Here is a 17848-nt window from a genome sequence, read left to right as displayed (position 1 = left end):
CTCAGTTCACTCCGAAGAGGATGATTCGAGCGGTGGTTATCGCGCGAGACGCTCCCCGTCGGATCGACGAGACGACGGCGCTGACGTCCCGTCGGACGAGGCTGGGATCGTTCCGGCGTCGCTCGAGTCCGGCCCCGATCTTCGGCACCGATCCGAGGATTCCCTGTGGCAGGAAGACGACGACGGCGAGCAACACGATCCCGGTGAGCGCGTGGTCGTACTCGACGTAGAACCGCGAGAGGTTCAGCAGGTACACGAGGACGATCCCGCCCACGATCGGACCGACGAGGGTGTTGACGCCGCCGAGGATCGCCATGAACAGGATCTCGCCGGAGACGAAGACGTACAGCGTCGGCTCCGGCCGCACGTGAAGCTGAAGCAATCCGAACAGGCCGCCGGCGAGGCCGCCGTACAGTCCCGAGATCGTCACCGCGATCCAGACGTACTTCTCGACGGGAATCCCGATGAACCTGGCCCGCGTTCGGTTCTGACCGATCGCGTCCAGCGCCCGGCCGAACGGCGAGTTGACGAGCCGCCACATCGCCAGCAGGGAGACGATCACGAGCCCGACCGTGACGTAGTACAGGACGATATCGTACGCCGTCGTCCCCAACTCGAGCCCGAACAGCGTCGGCGGGTTCAGGCCGTCGGGACGGACGCGAAGCCCGTCGCTGTAGTTGAAGTAGGCGCTCTGTATGACGAACGCGAACAGAACCTGGTTGAACGCGAGCGTCAACAGCGCGAAGTAGATGTCGAGATAGCCCGCGACGAAGTAGCCGACCAAAAGCGCGATCGCCGTCGCCACGACGACGGCCCCGAGAAGCAACACGAAGCCGCTCGAGACGTCGTAGTGGGAGGCAAGCACCGCGGTCGCATAGGCACCGGCACCGAAAAACGCCGCGTGGCCGAACGAGACGAGTTGGGTGTGGCGCAACAGCAGGTTCAGTCCGACCGCGGCGAGCCCGAACAGGATCCCCTGATGGAACGTCGCAAACGAAAGCGGCGTCACTCGAGCGATGTCGGGCACCGCAAGGAGAGCGACGAGTCCGACGGCCGCAAGGACCGCTCGATTCCGGGAGAGGACCATCCCGTCCATCAGCCGAACGTGGGTTTCGCCGTCGCGTTCGACGAAGAACCGGCTCATTCGATCTCACCCCACGTCCCGTAGAGCCCTTCGGGGTTGACCAGCAAGACGAGCACCATCAGGATAAACGGGGCCGCCAGCTCGAGTTGCGGGTAGTACGGCGTCACGACCCGGCTGGTAACGCCGACCAGAAGCGCACCCACGAACGCCCCTTTCAGACTGCCGAGGCCGCCGATGACGATCACGACGAACGAGAGCACCAGCGGATCCAGCCCCATCTCGAGGTAGGCCGAGCTGGGGCCGATGCTGACCATCGCACCGCCGAAGCCGGCGAAAAACGCCCCCAGCGCGAACACGAGCGTAAACAGGCGGTCGGTGCTGACGCCGATCGCGGTCGCCATCTCGCGGTTGATGGCGGTTGCGCGCACGATACGGCCGGTCTTCGTCCGGTCGAAGAACCAGACGAGCCAGCCGAATACCGCCAGTCCGACGACGATTACGATGACGTTGTACGAGGGGTAGTCGATCCCGACGAGTTCCGTCGTCGGAATCGCGTTGAGTTCGCGAAAGACGCCAGTTCGGGCCGGCTCGTGGTCCCCCCAGACGAACTTCATGACGTCGACGAACAGCAACAACAACGCGTAGGTCAACAGGAGCTGGTAGACCTCGTCGCGGTCGTAAATTCGCCTGACGAAGGCCGTCTCGATGGCGGCCCCGACCGGAACCAGGACGGCGGCGGCCGCGAGCGCGCCGGCGAGCACGACGAGTCCGAAAAGGACCGCCGTGAGCGTCCCGGTCGGTTCGGCGACGAGACCGGACAGGTAGCCGACGACGCTGAAGACGACGAACGCCCCAAGGGCGTACAGTTCGCCGTGGGCGAGGTTGAGCACGCCCAGCACGCCGAAGATGATCGTCAGTCCCGACGCGATCATAAACAGGATACAGCCGTAGTAGAGGCCGTTGAGGACGTGAATCCATAGCGAATCGAGCATGGTTATGGTGGCGTCCGCGGTTCGATGTCGGCTGCTGTACTCGGGTGTCGGTCACGCCGCTGCCGGGCGACCGACGTGGTGTCGTGTCTGGAGGCGGAGATGCTCACCACCCCCGGATCCAGTCGCGGGATGTTTCGGCCGGCGGCGGCGATACCTGTTGGGGGGCGAACGCTTCGACGGATTCGAGGACCGCGGCGTCGAACTCGTTCGACCAGGACAGTTCGCCGAAGTGGGCGTTCGAATAGCCCTGATGATCCGGACCGATCATGTGGTAGCCGGCCGGCGTGAAAAAGCCGTGATTCTCGAGCGTCGCCGCGATCTCGTCCTGTTCCGGCCAGCGGCCGAGAAGCCCGACGGCCCGCTCGGCGGCCGTCGCCCACGCCGTAACGGCACCGTAGCCGCTCATGAAGTGTGCCGTCGGGACGACGCCGTACTCGGACCGGACTTCCTCGAGTAACTCCGCAGCGGGGGACCACCGATCGGTGGGTGGCTGGTCCCAGTAGAAGTTTCGCGATCCGGAGTAGATCGGCCCCTGAACGAGGTCCTCGCTCATGTCGTTTGCCGACCCGTAGAGGACCGTCCCGACCAGTGCCGCTGTATTGTCGAACAGGTTGTTCGCCTGTGCCTGCTCGAGCAACAGCGTCGCGTCCCCGCCCCACGCGCTCGAGAAGACGACGTCGGGCGATTCGCTGTTGACTTCGGTGATGTGGGCGGACATGTCGTCGGTTCCGAGCTCGGGGAAACCGCTGTAGACCTCGTCGGCACCGGTCATCCGTTCGATCCCGAGCGAAAAGAGGTCCATCTCGTCCTGACCGAACGCGTAGTTCGGGTTGATGCCGGCGTACGTGTTGATCTCGTCTTCACCGAGGAGCTCGACCGCCTGCGTGACGGCCGCCAGCGCCTCCATCACGTCGTGGTTCTGGAAGCGAAACGAGTAGGTCACGTCCGTGAACTCCTCCTCGTACAGCGTCGTCACCGTGCCGTCGGTCGCGACGTTGACGACCCCCTGATCCTCGATTTCGGGGACCATCTCCTCGTGACCGCCGCTGGAGATCGGCCCGAACGTAACGTCCTTGCCCCGGTCGACGAACTGCCGGTAGTTGTCGAGGTGTTCCTCGCCCTCGTTGACGACCTCGAGATCGATCTCGCGGCCGGCGACGCCGCCGTTCTCGTTGATTCGACGGACCGCCGTCTCGGCACCGTACTGGGCCTGAACGCCCAGTACCGCCGGTGCTCCTTCGGTAAACGTCTGTAAGCCAGCGTCGATCGGTTCGTCGGGAACGTCGGCGTCGCCGGCCGCGTCGTCCTCGTCCTGTAACAGTTCCGCACAGCCGGCGAGCGCGACGGCGACCGCCGAGCCACCGGTGGCCGCCAGCAGTGTTCGCCGATCCAATCCCCCTGAGTCGGTGCCTGCGGTCGGGTCGGTACTCATAGCGCGAATGCACCATCCAGTGGCCTGTTCGCCACACATGTGGTATGCTGTAGCACACAAAGTAGCCGGACGTGTACATGTTAACGCCGTGCAATTCCGGGGGCAACGCGACCGCGCTACTTGCCAGAACGATTAGTTGTGTCTGACGTACGTTTATGTAGACAGAACGGTCCCTAGGACGTATGTCGAACAACCGCGTCGAGCAGCTCGAATCGACGGTGTCGGAACTCGAGTCGACGGTAGAGGGACTGACGAGCGAGCTCATCGAAGCGAAGGAGCGAATCCGGGTCCTCGAGGCCGAACTCGACGCCGACACGCCGACGCGCGTGCCGGATCGGCGAAACGAAGAGGCCGGAACGGAAACGACGGACGAGAACGAACCACCGGAAGCGGCACCCGACGAAGTCGCGGAAGCCGCGGCCGACGCCGACGTCGAGGTCGACGGGCAGGACGCCGCGGCCGGCGACGAAGCGGAAGACTCAGGTAGCGACGACATTATTGTCGCATAACCGCACGGCGACGCCGCGGTCCCGACCGGCGAACCGTTCGCCCCGCGGGCGCGGCGTCGGCGATTCGACGGACGTACGGAGGCCTCGAGAAGAGAATGTACATCAAGGCAGTCGTTCTGGATAACTTCAAGAGCTTCGGTCGGAAGACGAAGATCCCGTTCTACGAGGACTTTACGGTCGTCACCGGCCCGAACGGCTCCGGCAAGTCGAACATCATCGACGCCGTTCTCTTCGCGCTCGGACTCGCCCGAACCCGCGGCATCCGCGCGGAGAAATTGACCGATCTCATCTACAACCCCGGTCACGAGGACGGCACCAGTTCCGGCGGGCCGCGGGAGGCTACCGTCGAGGTCATTCTCGACAACGCCGACCGAACCCTCGACCGCTCGCAGGTCGTCAACGCCGCCGGCAGCGAGGACGTCGGGGACATCGACGAGATACGGATCCGCCGGCGCGTCAAGGAAACCGAAGACAACTACTACTCCTACTACTATCTGAACGACCGCTCGGTCAACCTCTCGGACATTCAGGACCTGCTGGCCCAGGCCGGCGTCACCCCGGAGGGGTACAACGTCGTCATGCAGGGCGACGTCACCGAGATCATCAACATGACGCCCCACGCCCGCCGGGAGATCATCGACGAAATCGCGGGCGTCGCGGAGTTCGACGCCAAGAAGGAAGACGCCTTCGAGGAACTCGAGGTCGTCGAGGAGCGGATCGACGAGGCCGAACTCCGCATCGAGGAGAAACGCGACCGACTCGCCCAACTCGAGGACGAACGACAGACGGCCCTCCGCTATCGTCGGCTTCGCCGGGAAAAAGAGGAGTACGAGGGCTACAAGAAGGCCAGCGAACTCGAGGAGAAACGCGAGGCGTTAGCCGCGGCCGAAACGACGGCCGGCGAACTCGAGTCCGAACTGCAGGAACTCCAGCGGGAACTCGACGAGCGCCAGGGGAAAGTCGTCCGCCTGCAGGAGGATCTCGAGGACATCAACGCCGAGATCGAACGCAAGGGCGAGGACGAACAGCTCCGGATCAAAAGCGAAATCGAGGAGATCAAAGGCGATATCTCGCGACTCGAGGACAGGATCGAGGCCAGCGAAACGCAGATCGAAGACGCCGAGTCCGATCGACGCGAGGCCTTCGTTCAGATCGACCGCAAGCAGGAACAGATCGAGGACCTCGAGGACGAGATGCGCGAGCACAAACTCGAGAAGGCCTCGCTCAAAAGCGAAATTCAGGAACGGGAGACCGAGCGCGAAGCGCTCGAGGCCGAAATCGAGGCCGTCGACACCGAGTTCGACGAACTCAAGGAGGAGCTGGCCGAGCGAAAGGACGACCTCGAAGCGGCCAAAACCGAGAAAAACGACCTCCAGCGCGAGCAGGACCGGCTGCTCGATGAGGCCCGCCGGCGCTCGAACGCGATCAGCGAGACGGAGGCGACGATCGAGGAGAAACGCGACGAACTCCCCGAACTCGAGCGCAGGCGCAGCGACCTCGAGCGGGAACTCGAGAAGGCACGGCGAAACCGCGAGAACATCGCCGACGTCGTCGACGACCTCAAAGCCGAGAAACGACGCGTCCAGTCCGATATCGACGAGCTGGACGACGAGATCCAGGCGAAACAGCAGGAGTACGCCGAACTCGAGGCCAACGCCGGCGAAAGCGGCGACTCCTCGTTCGGTCGCGCGGTGACGACCATCCTCAACTCGGGGATCGACGGCGTCCACGGCGCGGTCGCCCAACTGGGTACCGTGGCGGGCGAGTACGCCGTCGCCTGTGAGACCGCCGCGGGCGGCCGGCTCGCGAACGTGGTCGTCGACGACGACGTGGTCGGCCAGCAGTGTATCGAACACCTCAAATCCCGGAACGCGGGCCGGGCGACGTTCCTGCCGCTTACCGATATGAGCCGGCGGCGGCTCCCCAACGCGCCCAGCGATCCCGGCGTCGTCGACTTCGCGTACAACCTCGTCGACTTCGACGACCAGTACGCCGGGGTCTTCTCCTACGTCCTCGGCGATACGCTCGTCGTCGAGGACATCGAGACCGCCCGCTCGTACATGGGCGACTACCGGATGGTCACGCTGGACGGCGACCTCGTCGAGAAAAGCGGCGCGATGACCGGCGGCTCCGGCAGCGGCTCGCGGTACTCCTTTACCGGCGGCGGCGAGGGCCAACTCGAGCGCGTCGCCAAACAGATCACCGAGTTACAGGAAGAGCGCGACTCCCTGCGCGAGGATCTGCGGGACGTCGAGCAACGGCTCGACGACGCCCGCGACCGCAAGACCGACGCCGCCGACGAGGTCCGCTCGATCGAAAGCGAGATCGAGAGCCTCGCGGAAAAGCGCGAGTCGATCGAAAACGAGATCGAGCGCCTCGAGCGCGAACTCGAGGAACTGCGCGAGGAACGCGAGTCGGTCGACGAACGGATGAACGAGATCGCCGAACGTATCGACGAGCAGACGGCCGCGATCGAGGAGATCGAAGCCGACATCGACGATCTCGAGGGCGAACTCGAGGACTCGAAGATCCCGGAACTCACCGCCCAGATCGAGGAGCTAGAGGCCGAAATCGACGAACGCGAGGACGCGATCGACGAGATCGACGGCACGCTCAACGAACTCGAACTCGAGAAGGAGTACGCCGAAGACGCCATCGAGGACCTTCACGACGAGATCGAGGCCGCACAAAACCGCAAAGCCGAGCACGAAGAGCAGATCGAGGAGTGCGAGGCGACGATCCACGAGAAGGAGGCCGAACTCGAGTCGAAACGCGAGGCCGTCGAAGAACTCGAAGAGGAGCTGGCGGCGCTCAAGGACGACCGCAGCGACCTCAAAGCGGAACTCGCCGACGCCAGGACGAAACGCGACCAGCAACAGGATCGGGTCAACGCCGTCGAGAGCAAACTCGAGGACAAACGCGAGCGCATCAGCGATCTCGAGTGGGAGATCGAGAGCCTCGAGTCGGAGGTCGGCGACTACGATCCCGAAGACGTGCCGGATCACGACACTGTCGTCGAGATGATCGACCTCCTGCAGGCCGATATGGAGGCGATGGAACCCGTGAACATGCTCGCGATCGACGAGTACGACGAGGTCCGGAGCGATCTCGAGGAACTCGAGGCGGGCAAGGAGACGCTCGTGGAGGAAGCCGAGGGGATCCGTGACCGGATCGAGCAGTACGAAACCCAGAAAAAGCAAACGTTCATGGACGCCTACGAGGCGATCTCCGCACACTTTACCGAAATCTTCGAACAGCTCTCGGAGGGGACCGGCTCGCTCCATCTCGAGAACGAAGACGATCCGTTCGACGGCGGCCTGACGATGAAAGCCCAGCCGGGAGACAAGCCGATCCAGCGGCTGGACGCGATGTCCGGCGGCGAGAAGTCGTTGACGGCGCTTGCGTTTATCTTCGCGATCCAGCGACACAATCCGGCCCCGTTCTACGCGTTAGACGAGGTCGACGCCTTCCTCGACGCCGTCAACGCCGAACGGATCGGCGAGATGGTCGAAGAGCTCGCGGAGGAGGCCCAGTTCGTCGTCGTCTCGCACCGCTCGGCGATGCTCGATCGCTCCCAGCGGGCGATCGGCGTCACGATGCAACAGGACAACGTGAGCGCGGTGACCGGGATCGACCTGAGCAGCGAGGAGGTGCCGGCCGATGACTAGCGAGGAGCGACCGTCACGCGTTCCCCGCCGGTCGGGCGACAAAGAACACGACCCTCGAGCCGACGGTGACGACGATACGCGGGATCGCGACGACTTCTACCGCGAGGTTCGAGCCGACGGCGGCGACGACATCCCGCTGAACATCGCCGGCCACGAGGACCGCGAACGGCCCGGAGACGACTCGCGGTCGAGCGACGGAGCCGACCGCACGGAGGCGGAGACGGTCCTCGAGTTTTCGGACTCGGAGGCCGCCGCCGGGACCGACGCGGAGGGCGAGGGCGACGGTGACGAGGAGGAAATCGGCGACGAGGAGGTCGAACCCGTCGAACTCCTCGTCCAGCTCGCGAAAGACGGCGAGATCGACCCCTGGGATATCGACGTCGTCCGGGTCACCGACAAGTTCCTCGAGGCGCTCGACGACGTGGACCTGCGAACGTCGGGTCGAGCGCTGTTTTACGCGAGCGTCCTGTTGCGGATGAAAAGCGACGAGCTGTTCGCGGTGGACGAACCCGAAGAGGAAGAACTACCGCCGTGGGAAGCGCCGTTTGCCGACGAGGGAGCGGTTGACGGCGGGGCGGGAGCCGAGGGTGACGGCGACCATCCGCCGGGGTTCGATCCCGTCGAGAGCCTCGAGGCCGAGATGGAACGCCGACTCGAGCGCAAACACGCCCGCGGCAAGCCCGAGACGCTGGACGAACTGGTACGCGAACTCCGCAGCGCCGAGCGCGATAGCTGGTGGAAGGAATCCCGCAGCTACGACACGAGCGACTCCCCGAGGGGCTACGATCGGGGCGTGCAGGAGTTGAGCTACCACGCCGAGGACCAGTTCCGCGTCGACGACGAACCGACCAGCGACGACGTCACGCACACGACCCACGAGGAGGACATCGAGACGGTCATCGACGACGTCGAAACCGTCCTAGACGAGCACTACGAGAACGGCCGCGACGAGGTGCTGTACGCCGAGATCGACGACGCCGGCGGCTCGCGCGTGATGACGTATCTGGCGCTGTTGTTCCTCGCCCATCGCGGCCGGATCGCGCTCGAGCAGGACGAACTGTTCGGCGACCTCTGGGTCCAGCGGGCGACGCTCGACGCGGAACCGGAAGAGGCGATCGCGGATTGATCGCCGCGTTTTCGGGACGTTCGGGCCCGCTATCGGGAACTATTCGGTGTCGGAGTTCGCGCCGGCGGCAGCGCTAGTTTCGTCGTCGGAGTCGGGGAGGTAGTGCTCGCGGTGGACGATCGTTTCGTCGTCGCCGTCGAGTTCGACCACCGCGATCTTCTCGTCGCCGATTTCGGCTTCGAGATCCGTCTCCGAAAACCAGCCCTTCGCGCCCTCGAGTTCGAGAATATCGTCGACCGAGCCGTCTTCGGTGACGACCGTGGCGTCGTACTCCCCGGCAGCGTCACCGTCGCCGCCCCGAAACTCCCAGCCGTTTTCTACCAAGTCGGCCGGATTGAGGGGATTCAGGCTGTGGGTAACGTCGTCGATCGCGTCCAGATCCTCGTCCGCGGCCGCCTCGAGATAGGCGTCGATCACCGCGGTTAGTTCGGACTCGAGTGAGTCACGATCGTTGCCGTCGGCCGACTCGGCGGTCCGCTCTCGGTCCGGGTCGTCGCCGTCGTCACTGCCGGGGGAACTGCGGTCCAGACAGCCGGCCAGAGCGAGCCCCACCGCGGCGACGCCGCCGTGAAGGACGCGTCGTCTGCCGACGCCGGGGGCGACACTGGGTCGATCGTCGTCGGGCTGTCGCGGAGGTCGCGTCGTCCGTTGTGACATACTCGGATACTCGAGCAGGAGTATAGTTAGTGTTTCTACAGTAATATCCGGAATATCGTGACTGTTGTCCCCGTTCCAGTCGTCGTACCGAGCGGAAACGGCCGGACGAAAAGGTTATCCCCCGCTCGAAAGAGTACTCGAACGAATGACACGACCGAACCCCCGCCCGAGCGTCGCTCGCGGACTTCGGCGGGTCGCGGATCACGTCGGTTTCACGCTGTTTTGGGGCTGGATCCTCGTCTCGCTGTTTTACGTGCCGGTGTGGCTGGGCTACTGGTGGGTCGGCGTTCTCCTGTTGGTGTTCGGATTCGTCGTCTGCTGGCAGGCGGCAAACGCGGCGACGGACCCGGTGTACACGATCGGCACCAAACGTGAGGTTCGGACCGGCCGCGTCGAATCCGATGGCGTCGACTGCGACGAGTGTGGGCGCTCGGCCGCCGGCGGTGAGTACCGCCGTTACGAGCGCCGGCGTGTCCTGTTCGGGAGTACGATCGCAGTCCTCGAGTCCGGTGAGAACGTCTACTGCGAACAGTGTTCGGTCAGTCCGCGCGACTGGATGAACGGAAGTGACGACGCCACCGAATCGACGGAAGACGACCGGTTCGACCTCGAGTCGGAACGATCGTAACTTTCGAATCCGCTGTAAATCGCCTCGGGGTCAAGCCCCGAGGCTTTCGCGTGGACTCCCGTTCTATGCCTCAACAGAGGCAGGGGGTACGTACTCCCCACTCACGTTCAGCGTCCCGCGATTCAAGCGCACATCTACGGGTGCGCCTCCATCGTCTGCGTTTTGCCGACGACGGAGATACTGCAAACCGATGTTTTTTGAGGCGTTGTAGTCGGCGTGGTTCTCATACCCACACTGCTGACATTCGAACGACTCCCCGTTACGGTTATCGTCGTGGGTAAACCCACACGTCGAGCAACGCTTCGACGTGTTGCGGGGATCAATCTGTACGGCTTCGATACCGTGTTCTTTGGCTTTGTATTCAACGTACTCGTAGAGGCGTCGGAACGTCCAGACGTGTTGCCACGTCGCCTCGGGGATATTCTCCCGAATGTGGGTCAAGTCCTCAAACACGATATGCGAACAGTCGTTCTCGACGGCCTCCTCGATGAGTTCGTTCGCCACCGTGTGCAGGTGTATCTCGAAGCGTCCATACTCGTTCTGTCTGACTGACTCGATGTTTTCGTGGGCGTGGCGAGAGCCACATTGCTGAAGCGAGGCACGACGCTTCTCGTACTCTCGTCGCCAATGGTTGAACTCGTCAGCCGACCAGAATCGCCCCGTCGAAGCAACGGCGAGGTTGTTCATGCCCAAATCCACACCAAGGACTGTTCTGTACTTGGATTCGGATTCAGACGTTTCCTCGTCTGCTTCGCCCTTCCGCATCGAGGCGTGGAGATACCAGTCACCGTCGCGGTACTGCAAGTGTGCCATCCGAAACTCGAAGTCCTCGTCGGAGATGTATTTGGTCGGCGGTGTCTCCGAGTCGTCGGGAAGGATGTAATCGCACTCAACGCGCCCGTCTACGGTCGAAAGGGAAACGTGGTCGCGGTGGAACGTCGCACTCCGTTTGTCGTAGACTGCGCTGTCGGCAGAAAAGTGTGGTTGCGACGTGTTCTCGCCACGTTCGAGACGCGAGACTCCGCTTTTGATGGCCTCGACCGCCCTACGAATCCCTTTCTGGACGAGATTCGCGGTAAGGTCGGTTTCGTCGCGGAGTCGGTCGTAGAGGGCACGTTCGGCTTTGGCTTTCGAGGTGACGTGGTATCCGTCGTCGCCGTGCCAGCACCATTCGCTCGCGGTGTTGGCACAGTGTTTGAACTGCTCGACTGTCTCTCGAAGGGAGTCGTCGGCTCCTTCGGGAGTGTTGAGTTTGATGACGGCGGTACGACGGTATTCCACCTTTTTTCACAGATACTGTCAGCGTTACTTATATATTTGGGAGTCGGCCTGCCATCGTAGCGTGGTTTGTGTCATCTGGTGTCGGCTTCCTCCCCGATCTCAAGGGTCGGGGCATCCGCCTCGTACCGCCTGTGAAACCACCCACCGCGGAGCGAGTCGTCGGCAAGCGGACCGGCACGTGTGAGACGGTCGCGTTCTCGATATGCTGCGTCCTCGAGACGGAGATGGGACCGTGAGCTGCTCGTTTCCGCCAACGGCTATAAGGGATCCGGGTTGGATTCCGTAACGGAGAGCATGGAGACCGGGACACGAACGACACACGATATCGAACCCGAGACGGAGACGGACGCAACGGCATTCTGGCGGCACGCGTTCACGTCACTCATCGAGACGTTCCCCGAGCCGGCGTTCATCGTCGACGAGTCAGGTCACATCACGGACTGGAACGACGGTGCGGAACGCCTCACCGGCTACCCGGCGGAGCAGGTCGTCGGTCAACACGCGTACGATGTCTTCGGAACCGAGGGTCAGGATGAAACGCTCGCCGAGGAAGTCATCCGGACCGGACGGGTCATCCGCGAGGACGAAATCCGGTCCGCGGAAACGGCCGGGGGAGAACTAAGCCACGCTCGAGCACTGGGGATTCCGATCACGACGCCGGACGGCGACGTCGTCGGAGCCGTCGAGGTCCTGATGCGAGTGACGGAACTCATCGAACAGCGGCATCGGATCCAACACCTCCAAGAGCAGATGAGCGACGAGGTCGAAAGCGCGGTCGGGGAACTCCACGAGTCGACGACGGAGGTCGCCGAGAGCTCACGGGAAATCGGCGACCTCGCGGAGGAACAATCCGAGAGTCTCGCTGACGTTCAGGACGAAGTGTCGACGTTCAGCGCGACCGTCGAGGAGATCGCATCCAGCGCGGAGGAAGTCAGCAGTCAGAGCGAACAGGCGCGATCCCTCTCCGAGGAGTCGGTCGAGACGGCACAGGAGACCCTCGAGGCGATGGACGATGTCGCAACGGAGGCAGACAGCGTCGCGACGGATGCGACCGAGCTAGCCGAGCGAATCGACGAGATCGACGACATCGTCGAGGTCATCGACGATATCGCCGATCAAACCAACCTGCTGGCACTCAACGCCAACATCGAGGCGGCCCACAGCGATGCATCAAGCGACGGGTTTGCGGTCGTCGCGAACGAGATCAAAAGCCTCGCCGAACAGTCGAAAGAGCGCGCCGACGAGATCGAGCGGATCATCAGGGAGGTCCGCGAAACCACGCTCGAGACGGTCGACAACGTGGAGACGACGAACGAAGCGATCGGGAACGTCGTCTCCGATATCGAAACCGTTGTGGAGAATCAGCGGGCGATCCTCGCTGCCATCGAGGATACCGACGAGGGAATCTCCGAGATCGCCACTGCGACCGACGAACAGGCCGCGAGCGCGGAAGAGATCGCGACGATGGTCGATTCGGTCGCCGAACGCGGGGAAGCGGTCGCGGGGTCAATACAGAATATCGCCGCCGCAACCGAACAACAGGCGACGATGGTCGAAAACATCGAAACGAGTATCGAGGCCCTCGAGCGGGACATCGACGACGTTCTCGACTAACACTCCCGCCACGAGTCACGGATGCGGCAAGCAGCAGTCGAGCCGTTTCGACCCGAGCGGCCCGTTTCGGTGTTTCGGAATCCGTTAGTCGAGGTAGTCGCCAGCCAGCAGATCGACGCGCTCGAGCGTCTCCTCGGGGATCGCCTCCCGGGGCGTGTTGATCGTTCCCTCGAGGGCGGACCAGGCCTCGCTGTGGAAGTCCTCGGGCATCGTTCGGATGGCGCGTTCGATGACCCGATTGATCGCTTCCTGGTTCGCTTCGGCGTTCTCGAGCACTTCCTGAAGGGTGACCTCGTTGTCCGCCTTCCAGACGTCGTAGTCGGTGACGCCGGCGACGGTGGCGTAGCTCAGTTCGGCCTCGCGGGCGAGTTTGGCCTCCGGAATGGCCGTCATGCCGACGACGTCCCAGCCCTGCTCGCGGTAGAACTCGCTTTCGGCCCGGGTGGAGTACTGAGGGCCTTCGATGCAGACGTAGGTGCCACCGTTCTCGGTCTTCGTGTCGTCGTCGGTGGCTTCCGCGGCCGCGGTCGCGAGGTGATCGACCATCGCGGGACAGTACGGGTTTGCAAAGCCCATGTGGACGACCATCCCGTCGCCGAAGAAAGTGGGCGACCGGTGTTTGGTGCGGTCGAAGATCTGGTCGGGGACCACGAGCGTCCGGGGCGGCAGGTCCTCGCGCAGGCTGCCGACCGCGTTCGTGGCGATGACCCGGTCGACGCCGACCGACTTGAGCGCGTAGATGTTCGCACGGTACTGGGCGTCGGTAGGCGTGTGCTGGTGGTCTTCGCCGTGTCGCGGGAGAAACGCGACGTCGTTCCCGCCGAGTTCGCCGAGCGTAACCGCCTCGCTCGGGTCGCCGTACGGCGTCGAGATCGATTCCGTCCGGGTGTTCTCGAGTGGCAGTGCCTCGTAGATACCGCTCCCGCCGATGACGCCGATGGTCATGCGGGGACGTGGGGAAGGCAGTACCGTAAACGATCGGGTTCGTCCCGTTCCGCGACCGGATTATTGGTTGTCGATATCACATCTCACGAGCGATCAAGTAGGCCGAGTGAGACTATGGGCGTATGTCCTCCGCCGGAGCGTCGAACGAGAGTGATCTCACGGAGGGATCGCTCGTTCGGCCCATGTTCAGGTTGGCGTGGCCGCTCGTGGCCATCCAACTGTTGCAGGTCGCCTACAACGTGGGTGATACCTTCTGGCTCGGCGCGCTCTCGTCCGACGCCGTTGGTGCCGTGAGCATCGCGTTTCCCCTGCTGTTCTTGTTGATCGCGGTCGGGGGCGGCTTCACCACCGCTGGGGCGATCCTGATCGCCCAACACACCGGTGCCGAGAGCGGCGACGACGGACTGATCGCCGGCCAGACCCTGTCGTTCGTCTCGCTGGTCGCGATCGGGCTCGGCATCCTCGGCTATTTCGCGACCGAACCGATGCTGGCGGCGTTACCGGCAAACCCGGACACCGACGCCGCGATCATCCCGCTCGCCGCCGACTACCTGCGGGTGTTCTTCCTCGGGCTGCCGTTCGTGTTCGGCTTTTTCGTCTTCGTCGCGCTGATGCGTGGCTACGGCAACACCCGCGCGCCGATGCGGGTGATGTTCGTCAGCGTCGTCATCAACCTCCTCATCGATCCCTTGCTCATCTTCGGCGTCGGCCCGCTGCCGCAACTCGAGGTCGCGGGTGCTGCGGTCGCGACCGTCATCTCCCGTGGGATCGCGACGGGGATCGGCTTCTACCTGCTGTACTACACCGGCGTCGGTCCAGCGATCCGTCCGGAACACCTCCGGCCGCGACTCGAGTACGCCATCGAAATCACGCGACTGGGCGTCCCGACGGCCCTCGAGCAGTCGATGACGGCGCTTGCGCTGGTCGCGATGACGGCGATCGTCGTGACCTTCCCCCGGGAAGTCGTCGCGGCCTACGGGCTGGGGAACCGCCTGATCTCGCTTGCGTTCCTGCCGGCGGCGGGGATGGGACAGGCGACGGACTCGATCGTCGGTCAGAACCTCGGGGCCGGCAAGGCCGACCGGGCAGCGACGGCAGTGTGGATCGCGGCAGGGGCCATCGCGGCGATCATGTTCGTCGCCGGGCTACTCGCGTTCCTCTTTCCGGAGCCGTTCGTCTCGGTGTTCATCACGGCGGAGACGGCGGGCCGGGCGGCGACGATCGACTACGGGGTGACCTACCTCCGGTTTGCCGCGGTCGCGTTCGTCTTCATGGGCGTCCTGCAGGTCGTTCAGGGTGCGTTCCGGGGAGCCGGTAACACGAAAACCGCGCTCGCGTTCGCCGTGCTCGGACTCTGGGTCGTCCGCGTCCCGCTTGCTTCCTATCTGATCTTCGTCGCCGGGTGGGGGACGACCGGGATCTGGACCGGCGTGATCGTCGGCGATATCGTCGGCTGTCTCGCCGCCATATCGTGGTTTACCCGCGGAACCTGGAAGGAATCGATCGTCGACGAAGACGCCGACGGGATATCGGAAGGGGCGGCCGAGACCGCCGACGCCGAGCCGACGACCGACTAGCGGTTCGACTCGCGATCGTACGGTGAAGCGGTGGCCGCGACGATCGAATCAACAGTGCCGTTCGATCGTCGCTCGCAGCCGTTCCTCGAGCGAATCGCCGTTGTCGTGCCGGAGCGACACCTGATCGTGTCGCTCGTCGGCGTCGAAGTGTTCGGACAGCAGGCCGCCGCGGCGATCCACTTCGAGCAGCAGATCGAAGCCGTCGCCCTCCGGCAGCGGCACGACCTCGAGTTCGTCCAGTTCGCCGGCGAACGGACCCGACCGGGGGACGAACTCGAGTTCCTGGACGAACCGTCGGTCCGCGAACAGCGACTCCGTGGCCTCGCAGGTCGCCGTTCGGAGGGTAAAGCCGATCGACTCGAGGGCGTCGAACAGTTCCCGACGGAGCGGATCGGGTTCGATCTCGACGGGGTCGCGGTCGTCCGGGTCGACCGCCCAATCGATGTCGAGGCCGGTGTCGATCCAGACGTCCGTTCGCCCCGCCGTGACGGGCGTGTGATACGGGACGTCGATCGACACGGTAAACGATCGATCCTCGTCGGGCTCGATCGTAAACGAGTCCGCGATGCGAAACGAATCGATCGTCGCCGTTCGCCGGCTCTCGTCGGTCTCGTATCGTGTCTCGAGCGCGAAGTGAACCGCCTCGGGGATTGACCCCGAGGCTTCCCGTGGATTAGTCGGACACTCCCGCGACACCATTGGTCTGATACCCTCGAACGGTGTCGTGGGTCACGGTCGGGGCGTCCACGGCCCCCGATGCCTGCCGTCGCACCTTCCTGACTTGGGGAAGGCTGTTGAGAGCAGGCACATTCCAGTCCTGATGCTTCTCGATGCCTTTCACGGCGATATTGACGCTTGCACCACGGTCAGAGTGGTCTTGATGCCCACAGTCCCGACACTTGAACCGCTTTTTGTTGCGGTTCGCACGCTCCGTATGCCCACACATCGGACACCGTTGGCTCGTGTACTCGGGGTTAATCCACGCGGTTGGGATGCCCTCGAACGCCGCCTTGTACGACGTATAGAACTGAAGGGCGTGGAACGGGAGGTGGTGCAAGCGTCGGTTCATCCGGGTGCCGTAGTCGATACTGTCCCGCATCTCTTTGAGGTCTTCAAAGACGATACACGGTTTCTCGAACTGACGGCTCCACTCCACGATGTGTCGAGACACCTTGTGGAGTCTATCGCGGACGAACCGTTCCTCACGCCCTTCGAGCGTGTCGTGGATGCTGTCTTTCCCCGCGTTCTGGACGCGCTTTCGCATCGTGAAGTAGCGGTGGCGCTCGAACTTGATTTCGGGGAAGTCGATGACCAGCGTGTCCTCGACACCAGCCTTGGAGAGTGCGGTCAGGGCTACGTTGTCTTCGTTCACGTCCACGCCGATGACCGTTCGTGAGTCGTGCTTGTCTCGGACGGTCTGCTCGGTGTTGGTGACATTGACGTGCAACTCGGCGTTCCCGTCGTGGAACAGGGCTTCTGCCGTCCCGATCTTCCACTCGTCACTTTCGAGGGCAGTCTTGAGAATGTCGAGGTGGGCGTCGTTGCCGTCGAGTACGCCCGTGACGTGTTTGTACGGTTTCGCGCTGATACGGAACGCCACGTCGCCGTCGTCGGTGAGCGACAGGTTGTACCCTTCCTCGTAGTTCGCACGAAGCGGGTACGCGCCGTCCTTGATGTGGCTTGGTTGGCCGAAGTCGTCGTACTCGTAGTAGTTCTCCATCGCGCCGAGTGCTTTGGCGACGACGCGCTGAGTCGTGTTTTTTACGAGGTCGGCGTCGTCAGCCACGCGGTCGGGGATGGCGTCCCAGTCCACGCCTTGTTTGGCGAGGCGGATGGTTTCGTTGTACACCGAGCGTGCTTCAAGGGTGGCGTTGTACAGCAGGTTCTCGTTGTCACTCTGGATGTCGAGTTGGAAACCCAGCGTCTTGACGAGAGCCTGTGCGTCGGTCATTCTTCGTCTTGTTCGGTGGGTTCCGAGGTTCGGATGACTTTCACGTCCGCGCCACGCCAGCGTTTTGGGACGGTGACGTGGGCGCTGTTCCCGAACGGCTTGACCTCACCGTCGAGGACTTCTTCGCCGTCGATTTCAAAGCGGTTCGCCATACTGAAGTATATCCTTTGTATATACTTAACTGTGTCGGTCACGTGTCTCCAATATGGGTGAGAAGCGGTCGGACCACACGGTGTACAACGTCAACTACCACTTCGTGTGGTGTCCGAAATCAAGCAAAGCGAAGCTTTGCGTACCTCGCGGGATCTTCGATCCCGCTTAGTACCGCCACGCGATTCTCGAACCAATCGATGACTCGCTGGAAGCGATTTTCCGCGACGTGTG

15 protein-coding genes and 1 pseudogene are annotated in these 17848 nt (G+C 63.4%); 7 read left to right on the top strand and 9 right to left on the bottom strand.

Translation table 11 applies throughout. The features are described 5' to 3' along the window. Position 1: 1 nt before the first annotated feature. The 3 genes from TX80_RS09485 to TX80_RS09475 form a co-directional block, all read right to left on the bottom strand. Positions 2-1144: a branched-chain amino acid ABC transporter permease gene (locus TX80_RS09485; protein ID WP_049922860.1), complete on the bottom strand. Its 1143-nt coding sequence runs from the start codon at positions 1142-1144 to the stop codon at positions 2-4. After that, positions 1141-2076: a branched-chain amino acid ABC transporter permease gene (locus tag TX80_RS09480; RefSeq protein WP_049922859.1), complete on the bottom strand. Its 936-nt coding sequence runs from the start codon at positions 2074-2076 to the stop codon at positions 1141-1143. Before TX80_RS09480 ends, TX80_RS09485 begins: the two co-directional genes overlap by 4 nt. A gap of 103 nt (positions 2077-2179) precedes the next feature. After that, entirely contained in the window at positions 2180-3508 is a 1329-nt protein-coding gene (locus TX80_RS09475; protein WP_049922858.1) for an ABC transporter substrate-binding protein, read from the bottom strand. 182 nt (positions 3509-3690) lie between these two features. Between TX80_RS09475 and TX80_RS09470 the strand changes: the two genes are divergently transcribed. From TX80_RS09470 to TX80_RS09460, 3 genes are all read left to right on the top strand, one after another. Beyond that, positions 3691-4017: a DUF7518 family protein gene (locus tag TX80_RS09470; protein WP_049922857.1), complete on the top strand. Its 327-nt coding sequence runs from the start codon at positions 3691-3693 to the stop codon at positions 4015-4017. A 95-nt stretch (positions 4018-4112) separates the two neighbouring features. Then, positions 4113-7685 carry a chromosome segregation protein SMC gene (smc, locus tag TX80_RS09465; protein ID WP_049922856.1) on the top strand — a complete coding sequence of 1191 codons (3573 nt, stop codon included), beginning with the start codon at positions 4113-4115 and terminating at the stop codon, positions 7683-7685. Then, positions 7678-8811, top strand: coding sequence for a segregation and condensation protein A (locus tag TX80_RS09460; RefSeq protein WP_049922855.1), 1134 nt, complete (start codon positions 7678-7680; stop codon positions 8809-8811). The genes smc and TX80_RS09460 overlap by 8 nt, the downstream gene beginning before the upstream one ends. Positions 8812-8850: 39 nt before the next feature. Here TX80_RS09460 and TX80_RS09455 read toward each other — a convergent pair whose 3' ends face one another. Further along, positions 8851-9468, bottom strand: coding sequence for a hypothetical protein (locus tag TX80_RS09455; RefSeq protein ID WP_049922854.1), 618 nt, complete (start codon positions 9466-9468; stop codon positions 8851-8853). Between the two features lie 145 nt (positions 9469-9613). Here TX80_RS09455 and TX80_RS09450 point away from each other — a divergent pair, with 145 nt between their 5' ends. Next, positions 9614-10096, top strand: a complete 483-nt coding sequence (locus TX80_RS09450; protein WP_049922853.1) for a hypothetical protein — start codon at positions 9614-9616, stop codon at positions 10094-10096. Positions 10097-10159: 63 nt separating this feature from the next. Here the strand turns inward: TX80_RS09450 and TX80_RS09445 are convergent, their stop codons facing one another. Beyond that, entirely contained in the window at positions 10160-11377 is a 1218-nt protein-coding gene (locus TX80_RS09445) for an RNA-guided endonuclease InsQ/TnpB family protein (protein ID WP_049922852.1), read from the bottom strand. A gap of 294 nt (positions 11378-11671) precedes the next feature. On the opposite strand from TX80_RS09445, the gene TX80_RS09440 reads away from it, so the two are divergent. After that, complete coding sequence (locus TX80_RS09440; protein ID WP_049922851.1) at positions 11672-12991, top strand: methyl-accepting chemotaxis protein; 1320 nt, start codon at positions 11672-11674, stop codon at positions 12989-12991. 84 nt (positions 12992-13075) lie between these two features. On the opposite strand, the gene mtnP is transcribed toward TX80_RS09440, so the two are convergent. After that, positions 13076-13936 (bottom strand): S-methyl-5'-thioadenosine phosphorylase, encoded by an 861-nt coding sequence (mtnP, locus tag TX80_RS09435; RefSeq protein WP_049922850.1) that lies wholly within the window; start codon positions 13934-13936, stop codon positions 13076-13078. Positions 13937-14058: 122 nt separating this feature from the next. Between mtnP and TX80_RS09430 the strand changes: the two genes are divergently transcribed. Next, the gene (locus tag TX80_RS09430) at positions 14059-15513 is read left to right on the top strand and encodes an MATE family efflux transporter (protein ID WP_049922849.1); all 1455 of its coding nucleotides are present in this window, start codon (positions 14059-14061) and stop codon (positions 15511-15513) included. Positions 15514-15561: 48 nt separating this feature from the next. Here the strand turns inward: TX80_RS09430 and TX80_RS09425 are convergent, their stop codons facing one another. From TX80_RS09425 to TX80_RS18620, 3 genes are read right to left on the bottom strand one after another with little or no spacing between them, the layout of a single operon-like run. After that, a complete protein-coding gene (locus TX80_RS09425) occupies positions 15562-16212 on the bottom strand; it encodes a sporulation protein (RefSeq protein WP_081661529.1) in 651 nt (216 codons plus the stop codon). Next, complete coding sequence (locus tag TX80_RS09420; protein WP_049922848.1) at positions 16187-17464, bottom strand: RNA-guided endonuclease InsQ/TnpB family protein; 1278 nt, start codon at positions 17462-17464, stop codon at positions 16187-16189. The genes TX80_RS09425 and TX80_RS09420 overlap by 26 nt, the downstream gene beginning before the upstream one ends. Then, a complete protein-coding gene (locus TX80_RS18620) occupies positions 17461-17616 on the bottom strand; it encodes a DUF2080 family transposase-associated protein (protein WP_081661527.1) in 156 nt (51 codons plus the stop codon). The genes TX80_RS09420 and TX80_RS18620 overlap by 4 nt, the downstream gene beginning before the upstream one ends. 53 nt (positions 17617-17669) lie before the next feature. On the opposite strand from TX80_RS18620, the pseudogene TX80_RS18615 reads away from it, so the two are divergent. Continuing rightward, a pseudogene (locus TX80_RS18615) lies at positions 17670-17848 on the top strand (IS200/IS605 family transposase); the annotation flags it as partial.

This window comes from Halopiger djelfimassiliensis, assembly GCF_000455365.1.
Classification (GTDB): Archaea; Halobacteriota; Halobacteria; order Halobacteriales; family Natrialbaceae; genus Halopiger_B; species Halopiger_B djelfimassiliensis.
Note: the sequence above shows the minus strand (reverse complement) of the source record. Positions and strands in the feature narration are given on the sequence as shown.

What these genes read in the sequence shown, in the direction of transcription:
- TX80_RS09480 (WP_049922859.1), bottom strand. Translation starts at nt 2,076, where the DNA reads ATGCTCGATTCGCTATGGATTCACGTCCTCAACGGCCTCTACTACGGC.
- TX80_RS09475 (WP_049922858.1), bottom strand. Translation starts at nt 3,508, where the DNA reads ATGAGTACCGACCCGACCGCAGGCACCGACTCAGGGGGATTGGATCGG.
- TX80_RS09460 (WP_049922855.1), top strand. Translation starts at nt 7,678, where the DNA reads ATGACTAGCGAGGAGCGACCGTCACGCGTTCCCCGCCGGTCGGGCGAC.
- TX80_RS09450 (WP_049922853.1), top strand. Translation starts at nt 9,614, where the DNA reads ATGACACGACCGAACCCCCGCCCGAGCGTCGCTCGCGGACTTCGGCGG.
- TX80_RS09470 (WP_049922857.1), top strand. Translation starts at nt 3,691, where the DNA reads ATGTCGAACAACCGCGTCGAGCAGCTCGAATCGACGGTGTCGGAACTC.
- mtnP (WP_049922850.1), bottom strand. Translation starts at nt 13,936, where the DNA reads ATGACCATCGGCGTCATCGGCGGGAGCGGTATCTACGAGGCACTGCCA.
- TX80_RS09440 (WP_049922851.1), top strand. Translation starts at nt 11,672, where the DNA reads ATGGAGACCGGGACACGAACGACACACGATATCGAACCCGAGACGGAG.
- TX80_RS09425 (WP_081661529.1), bottom strand. Translation starts at nt 16,212, where the DNA reads ATGGTGTCGCGGGAGTGTCCGACTAATCCACGGGAAGCCTCGGGGTCA.
- TX80_RS09430 (WP_049922849.1), top strand. Translation starts at nt 14,059, where the DNA reads ATGTCCTCCGCCGGAGCGTCGAACGAGAGTGATCTCACGGAGGGATCG.
- TX80_RS09455 (WP_049922854.1), bottom strand. Translation starts at nt 9,468, where the DNA reads ATGTCACAACGGACGACGCGACCTCCGCGACAGCCCGACGACGATCGA.
- smc (WP_049922856.1), top strand. Translation starts at nt 4,113, where the DNA reads ATGTACATCAAGGCAGTCGTTCTGGATAACTTCAAGAGCTTCGGTCGG.
- TX80_RS18620 (WP_081661527.1), bottom strand. Translation starts at nt 17,616, where the DNA reads ATGGCGAACCGCTTTGAAATCGACGGCGAAGAAGTCCTCGACGGTGAG.
- TX80_RS09485 (WP_049922860.1), bottom strand. Translation starts at nt 1,144, where the DNA reads ATGAGCCGGTTCTTCGTCGAACGCGACGGCGAAACCCACGTTCGGCTG.
- TX80_RS09420 (WP_049922848.1), bottom strand. Translation starts at nt 17,464, where the DNA reads ATGACCGACGCACAGGCTCTCGTCAAGACGCTGGGTTTCCAACTCGAC.